General features: G+C 47.3%; 12 protein-coding genes. 9 read left to right on the plus strand and 3 right to left on the minus strand.

What is annotated here, in order from left to right:
* Nucleotides 1–65: 65 nt before the first annotated feature.
* Nucleotides 66–1259, minus strand: a complete 1194-nt coding sequence (locus NZ043_RS19720; protein WP_240767973.1) for a YqhG family protein — start codon at nt 1257–1259, stop codon at nt 66–68.
* 3 nt (nt 1260–1262) lie between these two features.
* The gene (locus tag NZ043_RS19725; protein ID WP_133384251.1) at nt 1263–3026 is read right to left on the minus strand and encodes an SNF2-related protein; all 1764 of its coding nucleotides are present in this window, start codon (nt 3024–3026) and stop codon (nt 1263–1265) included.
* A 563-nt stretch (nt 3027–3589) separates the two neighbouring features.
* On the opposite strand from NZ043_RS19725, the gene NZ043_RS19730 reads away from it, so the two are divergent.
* On the plus strand, nt 3590–6229 hold the full coding sequence (locus NZ043_RS19730) for an adenosylcobalamin-dependent ribonucleoside-diphosphate reductase (protein ID WP_133384252.1): 2640 nt from the start codon (nt 3590–3592) through the stop codon (nt 6227–6229).
* Nucleotides 6230–6311: 82 nt separating this feature from the next.
* Here the strand turns inward: NZ043_RS19730 and catA are convergent, their stop codons facing one another.
* Nucleotides 6312–6959, minus strand: a complete 648-nt coding sequence (gene catA, locus NZ043_RS19735) for a type A chloramphenicol O-acetyltransferase (protein WP_133384253.1) — start codon at nt 6957–6959, stop codon at nt 6312–6314.
* A gap of 230 nt (nt 6960–7189) precedes the next feature.
* Here catA and NZ043_RS19740 point away from each other — a divergent pair, with 230 nt between their 5' ends.
* From NZ043_RS19740 to NZ043_RS19775, 8 genes are all read left to right on the plus strand, one after another.
* Nucleotides 7190–7750 (plus strand): flavin reductase family protein, encoded by a 561-nt coding sequence (locus NZ043_RS19740; protein WP_100529326.1) that lies wholly within the window; start codon nt 7190–7192, stop codon nt 7748–7750.
* Nucleotides 7751–8324: 574 nt separating this feature from the next.
* Entirely contained in the window at nt 8325–10418 is a 2094-nt protein-coding gene (locus tag NZ043_RS19745) for an acyltransferase family protein (protein WP_133384254.1), read from the plus strand.
* A 256-nt stretch (nt 10419–10674) separates the two neighbouring features.
* Nucleotides 10675–11988 carry an extracellular solute-binding protein gene (locus NZ043_RS19750; protein ID WP_289391932.1) on the plus strand — a complete coding sequence of 438 codons (1314 nt, stop codon included), beginning with the start codon at nt 10675–10677 and terminating at the stop codon, nt 11986–11988.
* A gap of 101 nt (nt 11989–12089) precedes the next feature.
* Nucleotides 12090–12971: a sugar ABC transporter permease gene (locus tag NZ043_RS19755; protein WP_091032136.1), complete on the plus strand. Its 882-nt coding sequence runs from the start codon at nt 12090–12092 to the stop codon at nt 12969–12971.
* A 36-nt stretch (nt 12972–13007) separates the two neighbouring features.
* Complete coding sequence (locus NZ043_RS19760; RefSeq protein WP_165980265.1) at nt 13008–13862, plus strand: carbohydrate ABC transporter permease; 855 nt, start codon at nt 13008–13010, stop codon at nt 13860–13862.
* A gap of 30 nt (nt 13863–13892) precedes the next feature.
* Nucleotides 13893–15674: a sensor histidine kinase gene (locus NZ043_RS19765; RefSeq protein ID WP_133384257.1), complete on the plus strand. Its 1782-nt coding sequence runs from the start codon at nt 13893–13895 to the stop codon at nt 15672–15674.
* A complete protein-coding gene (locus tag NZ043_RS19770; protein ID WP_133384258.1) occupies nt 15671–17257 on the plus strand; it encodes a helix-turn-helix domain-containing protein in 1587 nt (528 codons plus the stop codon). Before NZ043_RS19765 ends, NZ043_RS19770 begins: the two co-directional genes overlap by 4 nt.
* Before the next feature lie 167 nt (nt 17258–17424).
* Entirely contained in the window at nt 17425–19923 is a 2499-nt protein-coding gene (locus NZ043_RS19775; RefSeq protein WP_133385928.1) for a glycoside hydrolase family 2 protein, read from the plus strand.
* The last annotated feature ends 44 nt before the right edge of the window (nt 19924–19967 follow it).

Below are 19967 nucleotides of genomic sequence, written 5' to 3' on the forward strand. Positions count from 1 at the left end.
TCGGGCAGCTGATCATGAATAAACACTACTTTTGCCAGCATTTGCAGGAAAAGTAGTGTCTTCGTCTATCTTAAGTGAAACATGCCGCTGCTAATGGCAGTCACTTTCACTTTGGGTTCATATTGCCAGATCATCTCGGTCCGGCGTGTCTCATACTGCAGTTTCATAGCTTCACGATCTATTACCGCCTGTTTTGCTTTCTCTTCTTCGGCATCTGTCTCGGAGTCGATCGGTACTGTGGCTTCTGCCGCCAGTTCTACATCTGCTCCAATGGGTTTAGCGTTAGTTATATCCAGAACTTTTTTCAGTGGTGCAGGTGGCGTGCGGTCAGATTGGACATTCTCCGTGTCTGAGGTTATGTTACCTGGTGATTCTACCTCAGGCGTATCTTCTCGGAGTACCGCTTCATAGTAGGTGTCCAACACGTCCAGCTCCAGATCAAGCCGCTCTTGGGCTTTCTCTGCCCAGCTATAATCGAGTTCCAGCAAGCGATTTGTCAAATGAGATTCCAAAGCAGCTCCGGCATCAAGTAACGAAACTTTAGCTGTCTGTACATGCATGTTCTCCGCAAGTCTCGGACTGAGATCACGTCGGTTCAGCTTGGTGCCGAATTTTTCTATAATTTCACCCGAGCGAAGGGAGATGCCGAGAAAATGCAATTCCTCCCGTTTCAAATCACAGGCGAATTCCACCTTGAAACACACACCAAGCCAAGGCTCATATACGGCTGGCGCTGTAGCGCGCAATTGCCGTTTGGCAGCCTGTTCGAACAGGTTTACGAAGGCACCGCCTTCACGGGCAGCGCCGAAAATCTGCTGCAGTCTGCGACTGCCGTACACCACTTCTTCACGTAATATTCGTCCTGGGCCCAGCTGTGGCAGTGATGGTGTAATACCGAAGTAACGGCCTAGAATAGTTTCTTTTGGTAGCTCGCCTTGAGGAGTGCCGTTGGTTACGCCATTCGTTCCATCAGGGTTAGGTACAACAGGAGGTGATGCTTGCACAACTTTGGCTTCTGCTGCTTCAATGGCCTGCTGATAACTGTCAGGATCAAATATAAATGTAAAGGACATCGTCTCAGCGGGTGCTCCGGTTCGTTCCACGAACCCCCAATAATAGGGACGATTGGTCAACGCTTTGTCCGCCTCAGGCGAGAGTTTGACTGTAACATGGGCAGGGGAACGCTCCATAATCTGACAATCAAGTGCTTCCAGATAGGTGAGAACATAAGCCTGCACTTCATGGGGAGACATCGTCATGAGTTAGCTACCTCCTTTGCGAAGATCTAACAACCCGGATACGGCAGGGCCTTCATCGGCAACCTCGCGTTGAATGGAGTTCAGCGATTTTCCAAGTGAGTCCATTTTACGGCGAATATCTTCATCAGTTTGTGATTCCAACATGATTTTGTACAAACTTTTCTCAATTGATTCCTTCTTCTCCAGCCGTTCCAGAATGACATCCAGCCCGCCGATCACCATCTCAAACATATTGATCTTCTCATGCAGCAGATTCAGAATGTGTTCCTCAATGGTTCCGCTCGTAGATAAATTGAAGATGTTCACGTCATTTTGCTGTCCAAGCCGGTGTACCCGACCGATCCGCTGCTCTACCCGCATAGGGTTCCAAGGCAGATCAAAGTTGATCATATGATGGCAAAATTGCAGATTAATGCCCTCGCCACCCGCTTCGGTTGCAATCATGGCTTGCACACGCCCGCGGAAGAGATCCATCATCCAGTCTTTTTTGCCTCGATTCATGCCACCCCGATAGGGTACAGCTGTAAGTCCATTGTTGCGGAAATAGTTTAGCAGATACTCCTGCGTGGCCCGGTATTCGGTGAAGATAATTACTTTTTCATTCATGTTCCGAACCAGTTCCATCGTTTTTTCCGCTTTGGTATTCTCCTTGATCGCTTTAATATGGGCCACGAGTTCCCAAATTTTGTCCCGAAGGGGAGAGTCCAGCGGAAGTTTCTTCGACAGATTAACCAGTGTCACGAACACGGCATCCCGACTGCTGCACACTTCCCGCTGCAATGTAACAAGGGATAGCATGCTGCTCAGATTGCCGCCAGCTTCCTGGTACTGGTCTTTAACAAAGGAAGTCACACCATCATAAAGCGCTTGTTCTTCGGGCGATAATTGCAGATTCACGTTGGAGACGTTCCGTTTGGTAAATTGAACGGGGCCTTCGCCGCGACGGTTACGAATCATGACTTTGGATAACTCGTTTTTAAGCTGTTCCTGATTTTTCGGAACCCGCTTGTCTACGACAAAGTTGGCCGCAAAGTCACCCTGACGACCCAGTTGACCGGGCTTCAGCAGGTTGATCAGATTGAACAATTCACTCATATCGTTCTGCACAGGTGTAGCTGTCAGCAGCAGACAATACTTTTTGCGCAATTTCAGCATGAATTGATAGTTGGTTGTTTTCTTGTTTTTGAGCTTATGTGCCTCGTCAATAATAATCATGTCGTAATCAGTATTCAGCAGCATATCTTTATGCGGGTCCCGTTTGGCTGTATCCATGGAAGCAACAACCACTTCATTCTGCCAGGAATAGGCCTTTTTCTGGGCAATCGCAGGGATGCCAAATTTCGAATTCAACTCCCGTACCCATTGCAACACAAGAGATGCTGGCACGAGAATGAGTACCTTGGATACGAGACCTCGAACCATATATTCTTTCAGAATGAGACCGGCTTCAATGGTTTTGCCAAGACCCACCTCATCGGCGAGAATGGCCCGGCCTGACATTTCAAATAATACTTTGCGTGCAGTGTCCATCTGGTGAGGAAGTGGAGTAAGGCCTTGTAGATGTTTCAAACACTGGATCTCGTCAAAATTGGGAATCAGGTTGGTCTCTTCGGCTTGAATGCCCAGTTGGAAGAGTCGATAATCCCCCCAAGGACCTCCTTTATCCAGTCGTGATTCCAATTGATTAATCCAGCTTCGATCAAATTCCAACGGAACGGGCAGTTCGGCTACTGGTTGATTCATGTGGTGCGGGTTTTTCCGGTTCATTGTGCTTCCTCCCCTGCCATACGTGATGACGTTTTATTCGTAGGTAATAGTATGGACGAATGAGAGTCAGTTCATAACTATACAAGTTGAACTACAGTTTATTTGCACGAACACTACGATGACAGAACAACCTTCCAATCGCTGTTATCCCCAGATTTCTTTGATTCCCTTTTCTGGAGGGGAAATCCGGGGATAGCGTATGCTTTCGATGCAGCTTTCTTTCAGAAAGCTTTTAGGCGAACGCTTCGCTTTTTCAGGTTTTTTCTGTCCTCTCCGTTGACGTGCAAATGATTAGTTTAACTTATATTGAACCCAGAAATTTAGTGAAGGCACATGTTTTTTCTGTGCCAAAAAATTCACAGATGTCGTATTCATGCGTATGAGGGTGTGTGAAGAAGCTTGTCCGAGTATAGGGAGTCTATGAAGATGGACTGTGATAAAAGTCATATGGGAAATCAATATATGGTGTATTATACTGAATTTATATCACTATATGTGGTGTTTTATCATAATTTACTCTTGTAGTGAAAATGTAGCGTTATTCGGGGAGGTTGAACGTAGCGATGAAATCAAACCAACGATCGCATCAATTAGAAGGACTTAGCGAAAAAATATTTCTGGACCGATACGCTTGGAAGGACGCTGATTCGAATCATGCCAAGGTCGGAGATGTGGTATTGGTATTAACGAAGGATGATCCCAAGTTCCCAACCAAGGAAGTGGGCGAAATCATAGAACGACAGGGCCAGCTTGTACAAGTAAGGACTCGAAGCGGAGAGATCCTCGAGACAAACGTGGAGAAACTGACACTTAATATAGAAAAAACACCGGAAGAGATGTGGGACCGTCTTGCCAAAGCCATGGCTTCTGTCGAATCCACAGCCGATAAGCGGGCAACGTGGGAGTCCAAGTTCCGCTCTGTGTTGGAGGATTGGAAGTTAGTACCCGGAGGCCGAATTGCTGCGGGTGCGGGGGCAAGCGATGAGTTGACACTCTTCAATTGTTATGTCATTCCATCTCCGCAAGACAGTCGGGGTGGCATCATGAGAACCTTGACCGAGATGACGGAAATTATGGCACGTGGTGGGGGTGTTGGCATTAATTTGTCCTCTTTGCGTCCTCGCCGAGCGGTGGTGAAAGGTGTCAACGGATCATCCAGCGGTTCCGTATCGTGGGGCGGATTGTTCAGTTATACGACTGGACTGATTGAACAGGGCGGAAGCCGCCGGGGTGCGCTCATGCTGATGATGAATGACTGGCATCCGGATGTGCTTGATTTTATTACCGTGAAACAAACGATGGGGCAGGTGACCAATGCCAATCTGTCTGTATGTGTGAGCAACGCATTTATGGAGGCTGTCAAGCAGGACGGAGATTGGGACTTGGTTTTCCCTGATACGAACGATCCGGACTACGACACCGAGTGGAACGGGGATATGCAGCAATGGAAAGCCGCAGGTCATTCGGTGGTGCACTATCGTACGCTGAAGGCTCGCGAAATCTGGCATACCATTATTGAATCAGCCTGGAAATCGGCAGAGCCTGGTGTGGTATTCATGGAGTACTATAACCAGATGTCCAACAGCTGGTATTTCAATCCGATCATCTGTACTAATCCTTGCGCGGAACAGGGTCTGCCTGCCTGGGGTGTATGTAATCTGTCAGCAATCAATTTGTCCAAATTCTACGATGAAACAAATCATGATGTGGCATGGGATGAACTGGCGGAAACCACTCGTATCTCGGCTAGATTTTTGGACAATGTCATCGATGCAACACCATATCATTTTGAGGAAAATAGATTGAATCAGCAGCGTGAACGCCGGGTTGGACTTGGCACAATGGGACTGGCAGAGCTGATGATTAAGCTGCGTATACGATATGGCAGTCCTGAATCTCTTGTTTTTCTGGATAAACTGTATGGATTCATGGCGAAGGAGGCTTATCTGGCATCAGCAGAGATTGCAGCAGAGAAGGGAGCTTTCCCAGCTTTCGAAGCTGAACCGTACTTACAGAGTGGATTCATGAAAAACATGGTTGCGACGTACCCTGAAGTGGGAGAGGCCATTCGTAAACAGGGCATTCGAAATGTCACACTGATCACTCAGGCGCCAACGGGAAGTACTGGTACGATGGTGGGCACATCCACAGGTATTGAGCCGTATTTCGCCTTCAAGTATTTCCGTCAAAGCCGTCTAGGTTATGATGAACAGTTCGTACCGATTGCACAAGACTGGCTGGATAAACATCCGGGTGAAGTTTTACCAGATTATTATGTGACGGCGATGGATCTGTCGGCTGAGAATCATATTCGGGTGCAGGCTGCGATCCAGCAATGGGTGGATAGTTCGATCTCGAAGACGGCCAACTGTCCGGCTGATTTTACAGTGGAGGATACAGCTGAGCTGTACGAACTGGCCTTCGACCTAGGCTGCAAGGGAGTAACGATATACCGCGACGGCAGCAGGGATGTGCAGGTGTTGTCCACGTCGAAGAAGGAAGAGACCCAGGCTGAAGATCAGAACACGGCAGAAGCTGAAGAGAAGACAGTCGTATCTGCCATAGAAAACCCGAATAATGCTGAAGTGCAGGCAAGTGATGGGACTTCCAATAGCCAGGACGGTGTTAGTACGCATTCTTCCGAGCAAACCCCTTCCTCTTCTACAGTGCTGGATAAACAATACAGAAGCCGTCCTCAAGTACTGCGCGGTGCGACATACAAAATCAATACGCCATTTGGCATGGCTTACATTACGATCAATGATCTGGAGGGAACGCCGGGTGAGATCTTCCTGAACGTGGGCAAAGCGGGATCGGACGTGTTTGCCATGGCTGAGGCACTCGGTCGAGTGTGCTCTCTGTTCCTGCGATACGGAGATCATGGGCACAAGGTTGAACTGTTGATCAAACATCTCAAGGGAATCGGTGGTTCGGGTGCGATTGGCTTCGGGGCCAACCGGGTGGAATCGATTGCTGATGCAGTCGCCAAAGCATTGGAAAGTCATGTACAAAGCGATGTGCAGGGGAACGAACCTGAAGCATTAATAGAACAGAATCAAGTGGAGAGCACGTATCCAAAAGTGGAGGATCAGAAAACCTTTAACGAATCGAGAGATTTATGTCCTTCATGCGGCTCGGCATCCCTGATGAATGTGGAAGGATGCAAAACATGCAGCAGCTGTGGGTACAGTAAATGCAATTAAATATCTCTTGAAAAAAAGAGAAAAAGAAAGGCATTCCTGACTCCATCATGAAGTCAGGAATGCCTTTTTGTCATTTAGCTAATTAACACCAATCCTGGCATCGATCTGCAAGTGATTGCAATTCATTAAATAAAACGCCAGCATGGTAGCCGTCGCACACGGCGTGATGTAACTGAACAGACAAGGGAAGGTAAACTTTATCGTTCTGTTGAACATATTTCCCCATCGTGAAAATAGGCAACAAGTAGGTTCCCTCATTGTAAATATTCAGATTAAATCCCGTAAAGTTCACCCAAGGAATACTGGAAACGGGAAAAGTATTTGGCGGTTCATTGGGTTTGGCAACAAATTGTTTGTGATCTTTGTAATTCTTCATATCTTCCAGATAACGATTGTGGAACGTCTCGAAATCTTCATGGAATGCTGTCCAGATCGTTGAGAAACTCTTGTCGTCCTCATGAAAAATCGTATAACTCGGAGACATTTCGTCCCAATAGCCCAATTTCCCCTCGGCATCAAAACAAGTTCGAAATTCTCTGTGTGCATTGACAACCGTAGAGATCATATAGATAAGAGCAGGATAGAATTTCAATCCTTTAAGCTTGAGTTCGGTACTCAATAGAGTGATATCCAGATTAGCAGTTATGCTGTAGGTACATCTGACCTGATTCAAGTAGTGGTCAAAGTATGGCTTTCGATCCCACTGATCTAACACGATTGAATTAAACATAAGTTATAACCTCCTAAATTTGAATAATGCCTTCATTTAGGAGGTATATTTGACTGATTTGACCATATCCTATCACATTCCCAGTATCGTATTTTAGAAATTGACCATCTCAGTATAACATGATACTGAATGTGTCGCTTATAGCGAAATCCTCTGCAAAACGCTTTTTCAACCTGCTTCTTTACTTTATAATTAAAATTGTCTTTATAACGAAGAAGAGAGGGGATTAGATGCGTCAGCCGATAGAAGAACCCATATTTTATTCTTATCCTGGAATGGTAGCGGTGGTGACTTCACGTCATGAGGGAGTCCAGAATGTGATGGCGTCCGGATGGCATACATACATCGGATCATCACCAGGCGTATATGGCATCTCCCTTCGTAAGGAAACATACTCCTATGAACTCATTGAGAAGAGCGGCGTATTCGGTGTTCATTTCCTACCAGGTCATCGATCGGAGTGGATTCAAGCTGCAGGAACGTTCAGTGGAAGAGATACGGATAAATTCACAAGATTCGGCATTCCATATGAGGAAGGAATCAAGGTAAGTGTACCCATTTTGACAGACGCTTATTTTGCTTATGAATGCAAGGTTATGGAGATTACGACATATGGTGACCATGAATGGATTGCAGGTGAAGTGTTGCAGCGATATCAGGATCAGAAGTATTTTCTGGAGAATGGAATGGTTGATCTGGAGAAGTTGCAAATCCCAATGTACACAGGGCGTTCAACATACCGGATCATGGATGCGAGGACAGAAGAAAAGATTCACCCGTTCCACCTCTAGGGTCCTAGGCAAGAAGAAGCAATTATGAGCAAAACTTTCAATCCGGTCTGACATAGGTTTATAATGGATATTGGCTGCTGAGCAAGTCGGCAGCCTTTTGTTATGAATTCAATTGTTTCAACCGTTGTGTGCGTGGGTATGCTGGTTTGCGCAAGCGGGACAGGTAATTTTAGCCACTCGATGAAAAGTACTATATTTAACGACAAAATTAGAGTATGATTTTACAGCTATATGAGCTGGCAGGAAAGGTTACATCGGTTTAATCGTTTGTAACTATTCCTGTAAAGTATGAGGCTTATTTCGGGCGTATAATGCTAAACGTGAACTCACGAATGAATATAAAGAATATTTTAATGATTAAACTTAATGGACAGGCAACTCGTCTTCTTTAAGATTATAGAATTCACACAGAATGTAGCATCATCGGATAGTGCTTCAAACAGAAGCTTTTCTTATGTTGTAAATGAAAGATGGAAGGTGCAATACGTATGTTAATGACAACCAGAACGATCAGGAGTTCCTTTATGCCCCCAACACCGATGTTGTTGACTCACAGTAACAAGGAGGGGAATGCATGTCACAATCGTTAAATCGTAAGAGACATATGAACGGACTTGACGGCTTGCGAGCCATCGCTGTAATTGCGGTAATCGCGTATCATCTGAATTTGGATTTTATTCCGGGCGGACTGCTCGGTGTAGGGATATTCTTTGTTCTCTCGGGATATTTAATTACAGATATTCTCGTGTCACAGTGGCAGGAACATGGACGCATTTCACTCGGTGATTTCTGGGTAAGACGGGTAAGGCGTTTGCTTCCAGGCATGCTGACCATGACAGCTGTGGTGATGATCTGGTTGGCCTGTACAGACCCATCCCGGCTCGCTGCGCTTCGTGGTGATATCGTTTCGGGTGTATTATACATAAGCAATTGGTGGTATATCTTTCACAACGTTTCCTATTTCGAAAGTTTTGGCCCTCCATCACCGTTTGGACATTTCTGGTCGCTGGCTGTGGAAGAGCAATTTTATCTTATATGGCCTCTTCTACTGATCGCAGCAATCGTAGTGTTCAAAAGAAAGGGATGGCTGGTCGTCTTCATTGTTGTTGCAGCTGAATTGTCTGCTGGTGCAATGGCCATCATGTATAATCCAGATTTGGACCCGAGCCGTGTATATTATGGAACAGACACGCGGGCATTCGCACTGCTTGCTGGTGCTGCTCTTGCCGTGGTATGGCCTAGTCGTAAGCTGTCGAGCTCTCTGCCTGGCATGAATCGGCTTGTGCTCGATGTGTCGGGACTTGCTGCGCTTGCTTTATTAATCTACATGATGCTGAATAGCAGTGAATATGATCCGTTTCTGTATCAAGGGGGCATGGTGCTTCAGGCTATTGCAACAACGTTGCTGGTAGCGGTGTTGGCTCACCCATCGTCTTTCCTAGGACGTATCATTGGAGCGAAGCCACTACGCTGGATCGGAGAGCGATCCTACGGATTATATCTGTGGCATTATCCTGTCATTATGTTAACCAATCCCGCGGTGGATACGGGAGGAGCACATCCTGTACGAATCATTTTACAGGTTGCTGCAACGGTTGTACTGGCTTCATTGTCTCTTAAATATATTGAAAATCCGATTCGGTACAACGGATTCCGTGATTCTTGGTCCCGATTATGGGGAAGAGGGCGGTCATCGATCAGTATACGTAACGTATGGTGGAAGCGGGCAGGTCTGTTGATGACGATTCTGCTGTTGTCCTATACGGTATCCCAGATGATGGTCTCACATGCAGCGAACTCCGACTCCCATTCGGTATCGATGTCCAACACATTGAATGGAGAGAATTCCGTGGCGGAGGAACAGGGACAGGATGTGTTGCCAGCTATTACAGGAACGTCAGGCTCTGGCCAAAAGAACGATGCTCATACACATAAACCGGAAGCAGGAACGAAAGATGATCCGGGGAAAAACGAGAAGCCAACAGGAGAGTCTGCTCCAGACTCGAAACCTGACGACCAAGACAATTCAGTGAATCCTGGCAAGGACGATCAGTCTGAAGATAAGCCGGCCGATGACTCCGTGACTAACGAGAATGATACACCAGATGACGCTGGAGCGAATCAATCCGATAATACGGATCATACGGATGATACACCTGATTCATCTCAGGACAATGAAGAAACGGCTCCTCCTGCCCAGGATGGCAAGATTCATTATACCGTCATTGGAGATTCGGTGATATTGGATGCAAAACCGTATCTGGAGCAAAGTATATCGGGAGTGTATGTGGACGGACATGTCGGTCGTCAGATGTGGCAGGCAGGTGATGTATTGGAAGGTCTGAAACAAAACAACCAAATGGGCAGCAAAGTGGTGCTGGAGCTCGGGACGAATGGTTCCTTTAACTCCAAAAACTTGAATGCTGTGCTTGATTATCTCAAGGATGAGGATCGGGTATATCTGGTTACTGTGCGCGTACCTCGTCCGTGGGAACGAACGGTGAACAGGGCTTTGAATGAGGCAGCATCCAAATACAGCAATGTCTCGTTGATTGACTGGAACAGTGCAAGTGAGGGACATGACGAATATTTTGAAAAAGACGGCGTACATCTCACTACGCAAGGATCCGAAGCTTTTGCAGAACTGGTGAAAAACAGTATCCAATAATACGCAATCATATTTAATACGATTTAGCACTTATTCATTATATATAGCCTGGGGTGAAGCTACCGACGGCTGCAACAAGAAAGAGCTCTCATTGTGAGGGCTCTTTTTATATGTTAGGAACAATTAGTCAGCAAAGTGAATTCCAAACAGGGAAACCGATATTTTTCACCCCTGCATCCGTGGATCGTCACCTTACGGTATGATAGCGTTAACATTTACAATAAGTGTATTCAAATCGCCGAGGGGGATTATAGAGATGTTGAAAAAATGGCTTTCGGGTTTCCTGGCAATAACATTGTTCTCCATTATTCTGGCTGGTTGTGCTGGCGGGGACACTTCAGAAGGAGGCAGCGGCAATGACAAAGTAACCGTCACTCTCTGGCACAACTGGACCGGACAGGATGCAAAGGCGGTTGCGATGCGCAAAATAATTGAAGATTTTCGCGCGGCGCATCCAGATATTGAAGTTGTGGATGAAGGCCTGCCAACAGATGGTCTCAAAACTCGGCTTCGTACGGTGGCAGCTGCCAACGAGATGCCAGACCTGTTCGTGATGTGGCCGGATGCCATGACTAAGGAATTTGTAAAAGGGGATCTGTTACAACCCATTAATACAGAGCTGGACGCAAAGCCAGAGTGGAAAGATAACTTTATCCCCAATGCATTGGACGGATACACCGTAGACGGGAATATCTACTCCGTGCCCATGAATCTGGCGCCGAGTTCCTTCATTTATTACAATGAAGCTTTGTTCAAACAGTACAACGTAAAAGTGCCTGAGACCTGGGCGGAACTGGAACAAGCGATTGCTACTTTTAATCAAAATAAAGTCATTCCCATGGCACTTGGCAACAAAGCCAACTGGGTAGCTCAATCAACGATATTCAGTACACTGGCTGATCGGATTACCGGCACAGACTGGTTCCTGAAAGCGGCAGCACAAGAGGGTGCAAGCTTTACCGATCCACAATTTATTGAAGCCTTGAACAAGATGCAGGAGCTTGGCAACACCAAAGCATTCCAAGATGGATTCAACAGTATCGATGAGACACAGATGATGCAGCTTTATTTCCAAGGTAAGGCAGCGATGGTCATGAACGGCGGATGGGCCTTGGCAAATCTGGTGAACAATGCACCTGAAGAGGTGTTGAACAACACACATATTACGATTCTTCCTCCAGTGGACGGAGGTCAGGGTGAGCCAAGAACAACATCCGGTGTAGTAGGAACCGGGTTGGGTGTAAGTAAAAAGCTGAGCGGTGCACAAAAAGAGGCAGCGATGGAGCTGTTCTACGCGCTGGCAGGACCTGATGGTCAGAAGGCCACATTGGATAGCAGCACATTGGTGAGTTACAAGATTGATCTGGACAAAACCAAAGCACATCCATTGTTCGTAGAATTATATGATCTGATGCAGGAAGTGAAGATCACGCCAGTATACGATTCCAAGCTGGGGTCGGCAACGGTTGAGGTTATTAATAATGCATTGCAAGAGTTGCTTATGGGTGGCAAGGCCGAAGACATTGCGGCTAAAATTCAGGCGGCTCAAGCCAATGCAGTTAGTCAGTAAGCATTCGTTAAAACCCCTTCCCGGCAGGGGAGGGGTTTTAAGTATGAATGGGATAGTCAGTTGCAAGTTGGTAAAGGAATTTATCGAAGGGAAGTGAACAGATGAACGCACTGCGCAGTCGGCGTTTTATTATGCTGGGGTTGGCCCCGGCAGTCATCATTTATGCATTGTTTGTATTTGTACCGGTCGTGTGGTCGGCATACTACGGTTTCTTCAACTGGTCCGGCATCGGCGCATCCAAATATATTGGTGTGGATAATTACGTGGAGATCTGGCATGATCCTGTATTTTGGCGGGCGCTGAAAAATAACGTTATTTTTGTGTTGGCGTCGGTATTTGGACAAATTCCGTTAGCGCTTATGCTGGCGGTCATCTTACACAAAAGCAATCCATTACAGCGGTTTCTGCGCTCAGCCGTATTTCTGCCGATGGTGTTATCCACTGTAGTTATTGGTATGATCTGGCAGTATATCTATCATCCGCAGATCGGGATATTGAACTTTCTGCTGGACGCACTGGGGCTTGAAAGTTGGAAGCTGCAATGGCTTTCCGATGACAAGATTGCCATTTTCTCATTGGTACCGCCGCTGCTCTGGAGCTTTGTCGGGTTGTATCTAATTATCTTCATCTCGGCGTTGCAGAATATTCCCGGCGAGATTCATGATGCTGCCAAAATAGACGGGGCTTCAGGAATCCGGAAGCTGGTATCCGTCTCTCTGCCCATGATCTGGGGTACGGTTCAGGTAGCGATCATTCTATGTATTTCGGGTAGTCTGAAATCATTCGATCTGGTCTACATCATGACCAAGGGTGGTCCGGCACATGCGACGGAACTGCTTGCAACGTATATGTACAATTCCACCTTTACAACATACCGATATGGTTTTGGTAGTGCGATCTCAACAACCATTGTACTGATCTCCCTGCTGCTGATCGGAACAAGCCAGTGGTTAACCAGTCGCAAACGAAAAGAGAATCAATAGAGAGGAGGAGTTATCATGCGCGTGACACCTGTATCCATGCCATCACCACGAAGCAGCTCGGGCCATCCGGTTCGCCGCCTACGTAGCGGAATTGTTTGGACGCTGCTAACGGTCTATGGTATTTTAACATTGTATCCGTTCTACTGGCTCGTGATTAGTGCATTCAAAACAAATGAAGATTTCTATAGCAGGCCCTTCGGACTGCCGGAAAACTGGAATGTTGCCAATTTTAGCAATGCATGGGAAAGCTCCAGGCTGGGGACCGCTTTTGGCAATTCACTAATCGTATCGGTGGGGTCACTTATTCTAACGCTGTTTATTGCAGCGTTGGCTTCGTTCATCCTGGCTCGTTTCCAGTTTCGCTGGAAAGGGTTAATCATGACCTTCTTTGTTGTTGGTATGCTCATTCCGATCCATAGTACACTTGTCCCCTTATTTATTTTAATGAAACAGATGTCTTTGCTAAATACGTACTGGGCCTTAATATTACCTTATACGGCTTTTGCTTTGCCTACGGCAATTTTTGTGCTTACTGCTTATCTGACAAGTGTTCCACGTGATATTGAAGAGGCAGCTTTTATTGATGGAACAGGACTTTGGGGGCTGTTTACCCGGATCATGTTACCGATGTCCGTCCCAGCGTTGTCTACGGTTACGATCCTAAGTTTCTTGCATGCATGGAATGACTTTTCATTTGCGCTTGTGTTCATCAACAAAACCGGATTGAAAACGTTACCGCTGGCCATTGCGAACTTTGCGGATGGGTATCAAACCGATTACGGCTTAACGCTTGCTGCCATGACCCTGTCGGTCATTCCAACCATTATCTTGTATCTCATATTCCAGGAACAGGTTATGAAAGGCATGACAGCAGGAGCTGTCAAAGGATAAGCGAAAGCGCATCCAGAGGAGGAGAAACGTTTGGCACGCTGGCTCACATCTTCGTTACAAAGGAAGCTATCGGTCGTCGTGACGGCTTCAATGATTGTGCCATTGCTGGCCTTGGGCCTGTTCGCCTTTCTGATCTCTTCCCGCATTACAGAGCAAAAAACAAAACTGTCCGGCATGGATACACTGAAACAGGTGGAAGCGAATCTTCGTTATATGCTGCAAGATGCCGAGAACCTATCGATTTTCCTGATTGGAGAACGGGACATCCAGCAGTATCTTAGCCACAATGAAGATCATGAGCTGGACCGGGTGGATATCCTGGGCAGAATGACCAATCTGGCGGCTTCCAAGAAATATATCGCTAACATCGCCATATATCCGGGACGTTTTGATGCCACATTGTCAACCGCTACCTGGTATGAATCCAATGAATCCAACCTGTCGTATCCCTCTGTTCCAAGCGGTGAAGCAGTCAAACAATGGACGGGGGTATACCCGGTGCAGAATTACGCGGGTATTCAAAATGTGATCACATTGGTTCGGCCAATCCGCAGTATCCATGATTATCGACCCATCGGCTGGTTAGCCATTAGTCTGGATGAGAAGGCCATATCCAAGGGATGGGCCGCTCTGGGATTAGGCAGAGGGCAAGGCAGACTGGAGCTCATCGGCAGTTCTGGAGAGATTCTGTCTTCAATGGACAAATCCCGGCTTGGACTTAAGCTGGAGCAGGCCGAACCAGGAGTCACAACGTTAATTCAGGGTGGTGGTAGCGGAACAACCACATATGGTAGTGGTGAGGATAAACGGACGTTGCTCTATTATCCCGAAGAATTGACGGGGTGGACGTTGGTTGGAACGGTTCCCTATGACCAGTACAAGTCCGAGAATCGGTACATTCTTATTCTGACCGGTTGCGCCGTTGCAATGTCTGCTGCGATCAGTGCTGCCTTGGTCTGGTTTACGGTGCGGCGTGTGACGAGGCCGCTTCGTGTGCTTACCAGACATCTGTCCCGAATTGATCCGGAGCGTCCTCTTCCGCTGTTTCGGTCTGAAAGTGATGACGAGATTGGCAGGCTTGGGGAGAGTTACAATCTGCTCGGTGCACATATTCAGTTATTGAAGGAAGAGGTTATTCGAGGTGAAGCTCGCAAAAAAGAGGCAGATCTTCGAGTGCTTCAGGCGCAGATTAACCCGCACTTTCTCTATAACACGCTCTCTTCGATTCATTGGATTGCCTTGATGTCTGAAGAGAAGCGGATCGCGGATATGGTTGAGGGCTTGAGTGATTTTCTACGTATCAGCTTGAACAATGGTCAGGATTACTGCCCTGTGGAACAGGAGATCGCTCATATTCGCCATTATGTGCGTGTGCAGTCGATTCGTTTCCCTGATCAATTCGTGTTGCATTATATCGTAGATCCAGCGCTTGAGAAGCGAATGATGCTGAAGCTATTGCTGCAACCGCTCGTTGAGAATGCCATGATTCATGGCATTCAGCCCAAAACAGGCGTGGGCACCATCACCATAATGATTCGCAAGGACCCGGATAATGAACAGATGAATGTGCTGGTGCTGGATGATGGTGTCGGCATGGAGCCGGACAGGCTGGAACAATTAAGGATAAGCATTAGGGAATGGAAGGGAAAACAGCCGGAAAAACAGCTAAACCAAGGCGGTTATGGGCTCTGCAATGTGAATGAGAGACTGCTGCTCCATTATGGAGCGGATGCACAGCTTGAAGTAGACAGCAGGGTTGGGGGAGGTACCCGGATTTCGTTTTCCATTCCAATCTTGGAGGGTTCGCCATGAGACTATTAATTGTTGATGATGAAGTGATTATCCGTACAGGGCTTGCCAGCGTTATCGCTTGGCATGAACTCGGAATTGAACTTCTTCAACCTGCTGCCTCGGCAGAGGAGGCGTTAACACGTTTGGCTGAGGAACGTCCACATATCCTGATGACCGATATTCGGATGACAGGCAGATCGGGACTCGAACTGGCTGAAGAGGGCCTGCGATTGTTACCTGAGCTGGAGGTCATTATTTTGTCCGGATACGATGACTTTTCTTATGCCCAACAGGCGATTCGCCAAGGTGTTACAGATTATCTGCTCAAAACAAGTAAGCCGGAAGAGATCATCAAAACCGTATTACAGGCCAAACAGCGAATCTCGGAACGTTGGGCAGAGAAGTCCAGAGAGGGACAGCTTATGCGGGAGAATCGAGAGCGGTTATTTGCCGGGTGGATCATTGATGGTGACACCGCTTCGGGCCATTTTCCTTCATTCTTGCGATCTGATGTTGGAAAAGAGGCAGGGGTTGGTGGCCTTGATGATGAACAGATTCTCAGACAAGTCATTATTCTTCGAGCAGAGGGTTGGGATCGATCCTCGGATGCGCTATTACGATTTGCGGTGCAGAATACCCTGGAGGATATGTTACCTGGTGCCATTGCTCATGTAGAGAAACAGCAAATTATTTGTGTAGTTTCATGGCCGCCTGTGGAACATGAAACTACGTTCAGGCTGGAGAGTGCATTACGTCGGGTGGAGCAATTACTGAAGTGTACCCTGCGCGCAGCGGTAGGTCTGCCTGTGCGTGGATATGCAGATCTGCACGAAAGCTACAGTACTGCGTCAGCTGCATTCCGATATCGGGGTTTGGTGGATTATAAAGTATGGCATTATGAGCATGTTCAGGATCGCCAAGGTGGTAAAACTGTACTTACGCACGAAGAGGAGACCACACTTGGTACATTATTGCTGGATAATGATTCAGTCACGTTAACGACATGGACGCGGGAACTTGTGGCTAATTTGATTACAGAGCCGGAGGTCACACCAGAATCGTTCAATGCTTGTCTGCACTCAGCCGTCATTGTAGGTCATCGCTGGCTGACTCGCACAATGCGAGCCACAGGGCGTGAAGAACCCGCAAGGCTCGAGCCATGGTTGCCGGAACCGGATGCTGAAGCTGGTGACCTCGGGGATATGCTGTTCCATCATCTGTATGGTCTGATGCATATCTATCATAGCCGAATGGGTCAGGGACAGGCTGCTCATGTGCAGAAGGCTATCGGTTATATTGAATCTTCATTGGCGCAGGATATTAATCTGCAGCAGGTAGCTGGACATGTTCATTTGCATCCGGGTCACCTCAGTGAGCTGTTTAAAAAAGAAATGGGTGTGACCTTCGGTGATTTTGTCACCGATATGCGTATACGAAGAGCGATGGATATGCTGGCGGTGTCTCCAGCGAAGGTCAGTGAAGTCGCTGCCATCAGCGGCTACGAGGACGTGAAATATTTTAGCAGACTGTTCAAAAAACATACCGGCAAGACCCCGAGTGAATATCGCGAAGAGGCGTTGTCGTTCAAGCCTTCTGGAAGTTAGAAATGAGCAGATTAGGAAACATGTCTTGCCTTTCTGCAAACGTTTTCGATGTGGTATTACTCAGGGTTATTGGAGAGTGAGGGCGTACTGTGAAGACTTATAGTTCAAGTCAGGATTTATCGGGACAATGGAAGATACAGCATTTTGAAGTTGGAGAGAAGCGGGCAATGGATGTGGCAGCAGCTGCGCTGGATGACCGTTTCTGGATTGGGGCTGAAGTGCCTGGCGATGTACATGCTGCATTGGTTGAGCGTAGTATCATTGATCCGCCCTATTATGGACATAATGATGCCAAAAGTCGCTGGATTGAACAAAAGGAATGGTGGTACCGCACAACCTTCAATCTGGTGAGAGATGCAGAGACGGAGGAGCACTTTGAATTGGTGTTTGAAGGATTGGATACGTTTGCAACGGTCTACGTGAACGGCCATGAAGTCGGGAAAACGGCCAATATGCTTATGTCACATGCATTTGATGTAACGTCTCTGGTACGCAGTGGCTGGAATGCGATTGCTGTCAAGTTCGATCCGCTACACCTGCATCACCGGGACAAAGAAACCTTCGACTGGTCCTCGTATACGAAGGAACGGCCATGGTTGCGCAAAGCAGCGATGAACTTTGGCTGGGACTGGGGTCCACGTATGGTTACAGTGGGGATCTGGGGTGCTGTAAGGCTGGAAAAACGAACAATCGCCAAGCTGGAAAATGTGTATGCTCGAACGGAATCAGTCAGTACTGAGATGGCTGTTTTGCGTGTCACGGCAGATGTGAAATCCGTCTTGTCTTTCCGTAGCAAACAAAAACGAGAGCAGGCTGTGGTTGCGTCCTGTAATGTTCGTCTGTTGGATCGCAGCGGACACGAGGTGGCAGGTGTCACTGAACTACCCGTAGAGGGTGGCAAAGCGGATACCACATTAAACGTTACGTCACCGCAGTTATGGTGGACTCATGATCTGGGTGAGCCGTATCTGTATACACTGGAGGTTACATTATTCGCAGATGGCGTTGAGGTGGATCGTTATAGCGAGCCTTATGGGTTACGAACGATTGAGCTGGCTCTTCACAATGAACGGGGTGAAGATGTATTTGCTTTTATCCTGAACGGAGTCAAGATCTACGCCAAGGGAGCCAACTGGATTCCGGCTGATCATCTGATTGGCGCCATCCCGAACTCTCGATATCGTGAGCTTGTCGAGCTGTCGGTGGAAGGACATATGAACATGCTGCGTGTCTGGGCCGGTGGTATATATGAGAAGGATGTCTTCTACGATGAGTGTGATCGACAAGGCGTATTGGTGTGGCAGGATTTTGCATTTGCGAATGCATTGTTCCCTGATTTCAATCGTGATTTCATGGATAATGTGCGGCAAGAGGTAGAAAACAATGTCCTGCGCCTGCGTAACCGTGCCTCGCTTGCTCTCTGGTGTGGTAATAACGAGATAGACTGGCTCTATGATATGAAGTCGGCAAGTGGAGATATTACCAGTCCGTTCTACGGCGAACAGATATATCATGAGCTAATCCCTGAAGTGCTGGAGCGCTTGGATCTGTCTCGTCCGTACTGGCCTTCTTCGCCGTTCGGAGACAGCAACGGTCAGGATGCGAATGACCCGGATGTGGGGGATCGCCACAACTGGCAGGTATGGCATGGTTCGGTCTATCCAAGGAAGCATGGAGAGCCACCACTGCTGGACTACAGCATTGAAGGTGTAACGTTCAAAAATTATAAAAAGGATCATGCGTTGTTCAGCAGTGAATTTGGTATGCACGCCTCGGCCAATCGTTACACGCTGGAGAAAAATATGCCCGCAGGGCAGTTTTACTGGGGCAGTCCGGAGATGGCCTATCGTAACAAGGATACCAATCATCAAAAAGGTATTTTGTTGATGGAAGGTTACACAGGCATTCCGCAAAATATAGAGGAGTACATGAATTATTCCATGCTGACTCAAGCAGAAGGATTACGCTATGGAATTGAACATTTCCGGCGCATCAATCACCGTAACAGCGGTGCGCTTGTGTGGCAATTAAATGACAGTTGGCCAGGAACAAGCTGGTCCATGATTGATTATGAACTGCTACCGAAGGCATCCTTTTATTACGGGAAAATATTCTTTCATCCTGTCCTGTTGTCACTGGAGCATGAGCCGGGGGAGCCGCTTGCATTGTGGGTCGTGAACGATACACGTGAAGTCTTGAAAGGGGAGCTTCGACTCAATGTCTATGCATTAAATGGAGAGAAGATCTACTCCAGCTCACATGCTGTTGAAGTAACATCTCAAACCTCACTGTGTATTGCTGAATTAACTGAAGCAGAGGTGTTACAGGGCAGACGTGCGGAGGAAGTAATGGTTGAGCTGGTATCCGAAGGGTTTGCGGCGCCGAGCAATCGATACTTCTTGCGTGATCCTAAGGATGTGACGTTGCCAGAGTCGCAATTGAGCGTACATGTGAACGAAGAGGAACAGTCTGTAACGGTTACGGCCAGTGGAGCGATTGCACGATTGGTGAAGCTGGAGCTTCCCCTTGGGCGTGTCCGATTCAGTGACAATTATTTCGATCTGCTCCCCGGTGAAAGCCGAACAGTGAGACTACGTCACCCAGAGCAAACGTCTCTGCCACTGACAGAACTTCGGGTTAGTGCCATGAACGGCAGAGAAGGATAAAATAATAATAATAATAGACTTCAAATATTATTCGAGGTTCAAGG

Origin of the sequence: Paenibacillus sp. FSL k6-2145 (assembly GCF_037976585.1) — a bacterium.
Taxonomy (GTDB): Bacteria; Bacillota; Bacilli; order Paenibacillales; family Paenibacillaceae; genus Paenibacillus.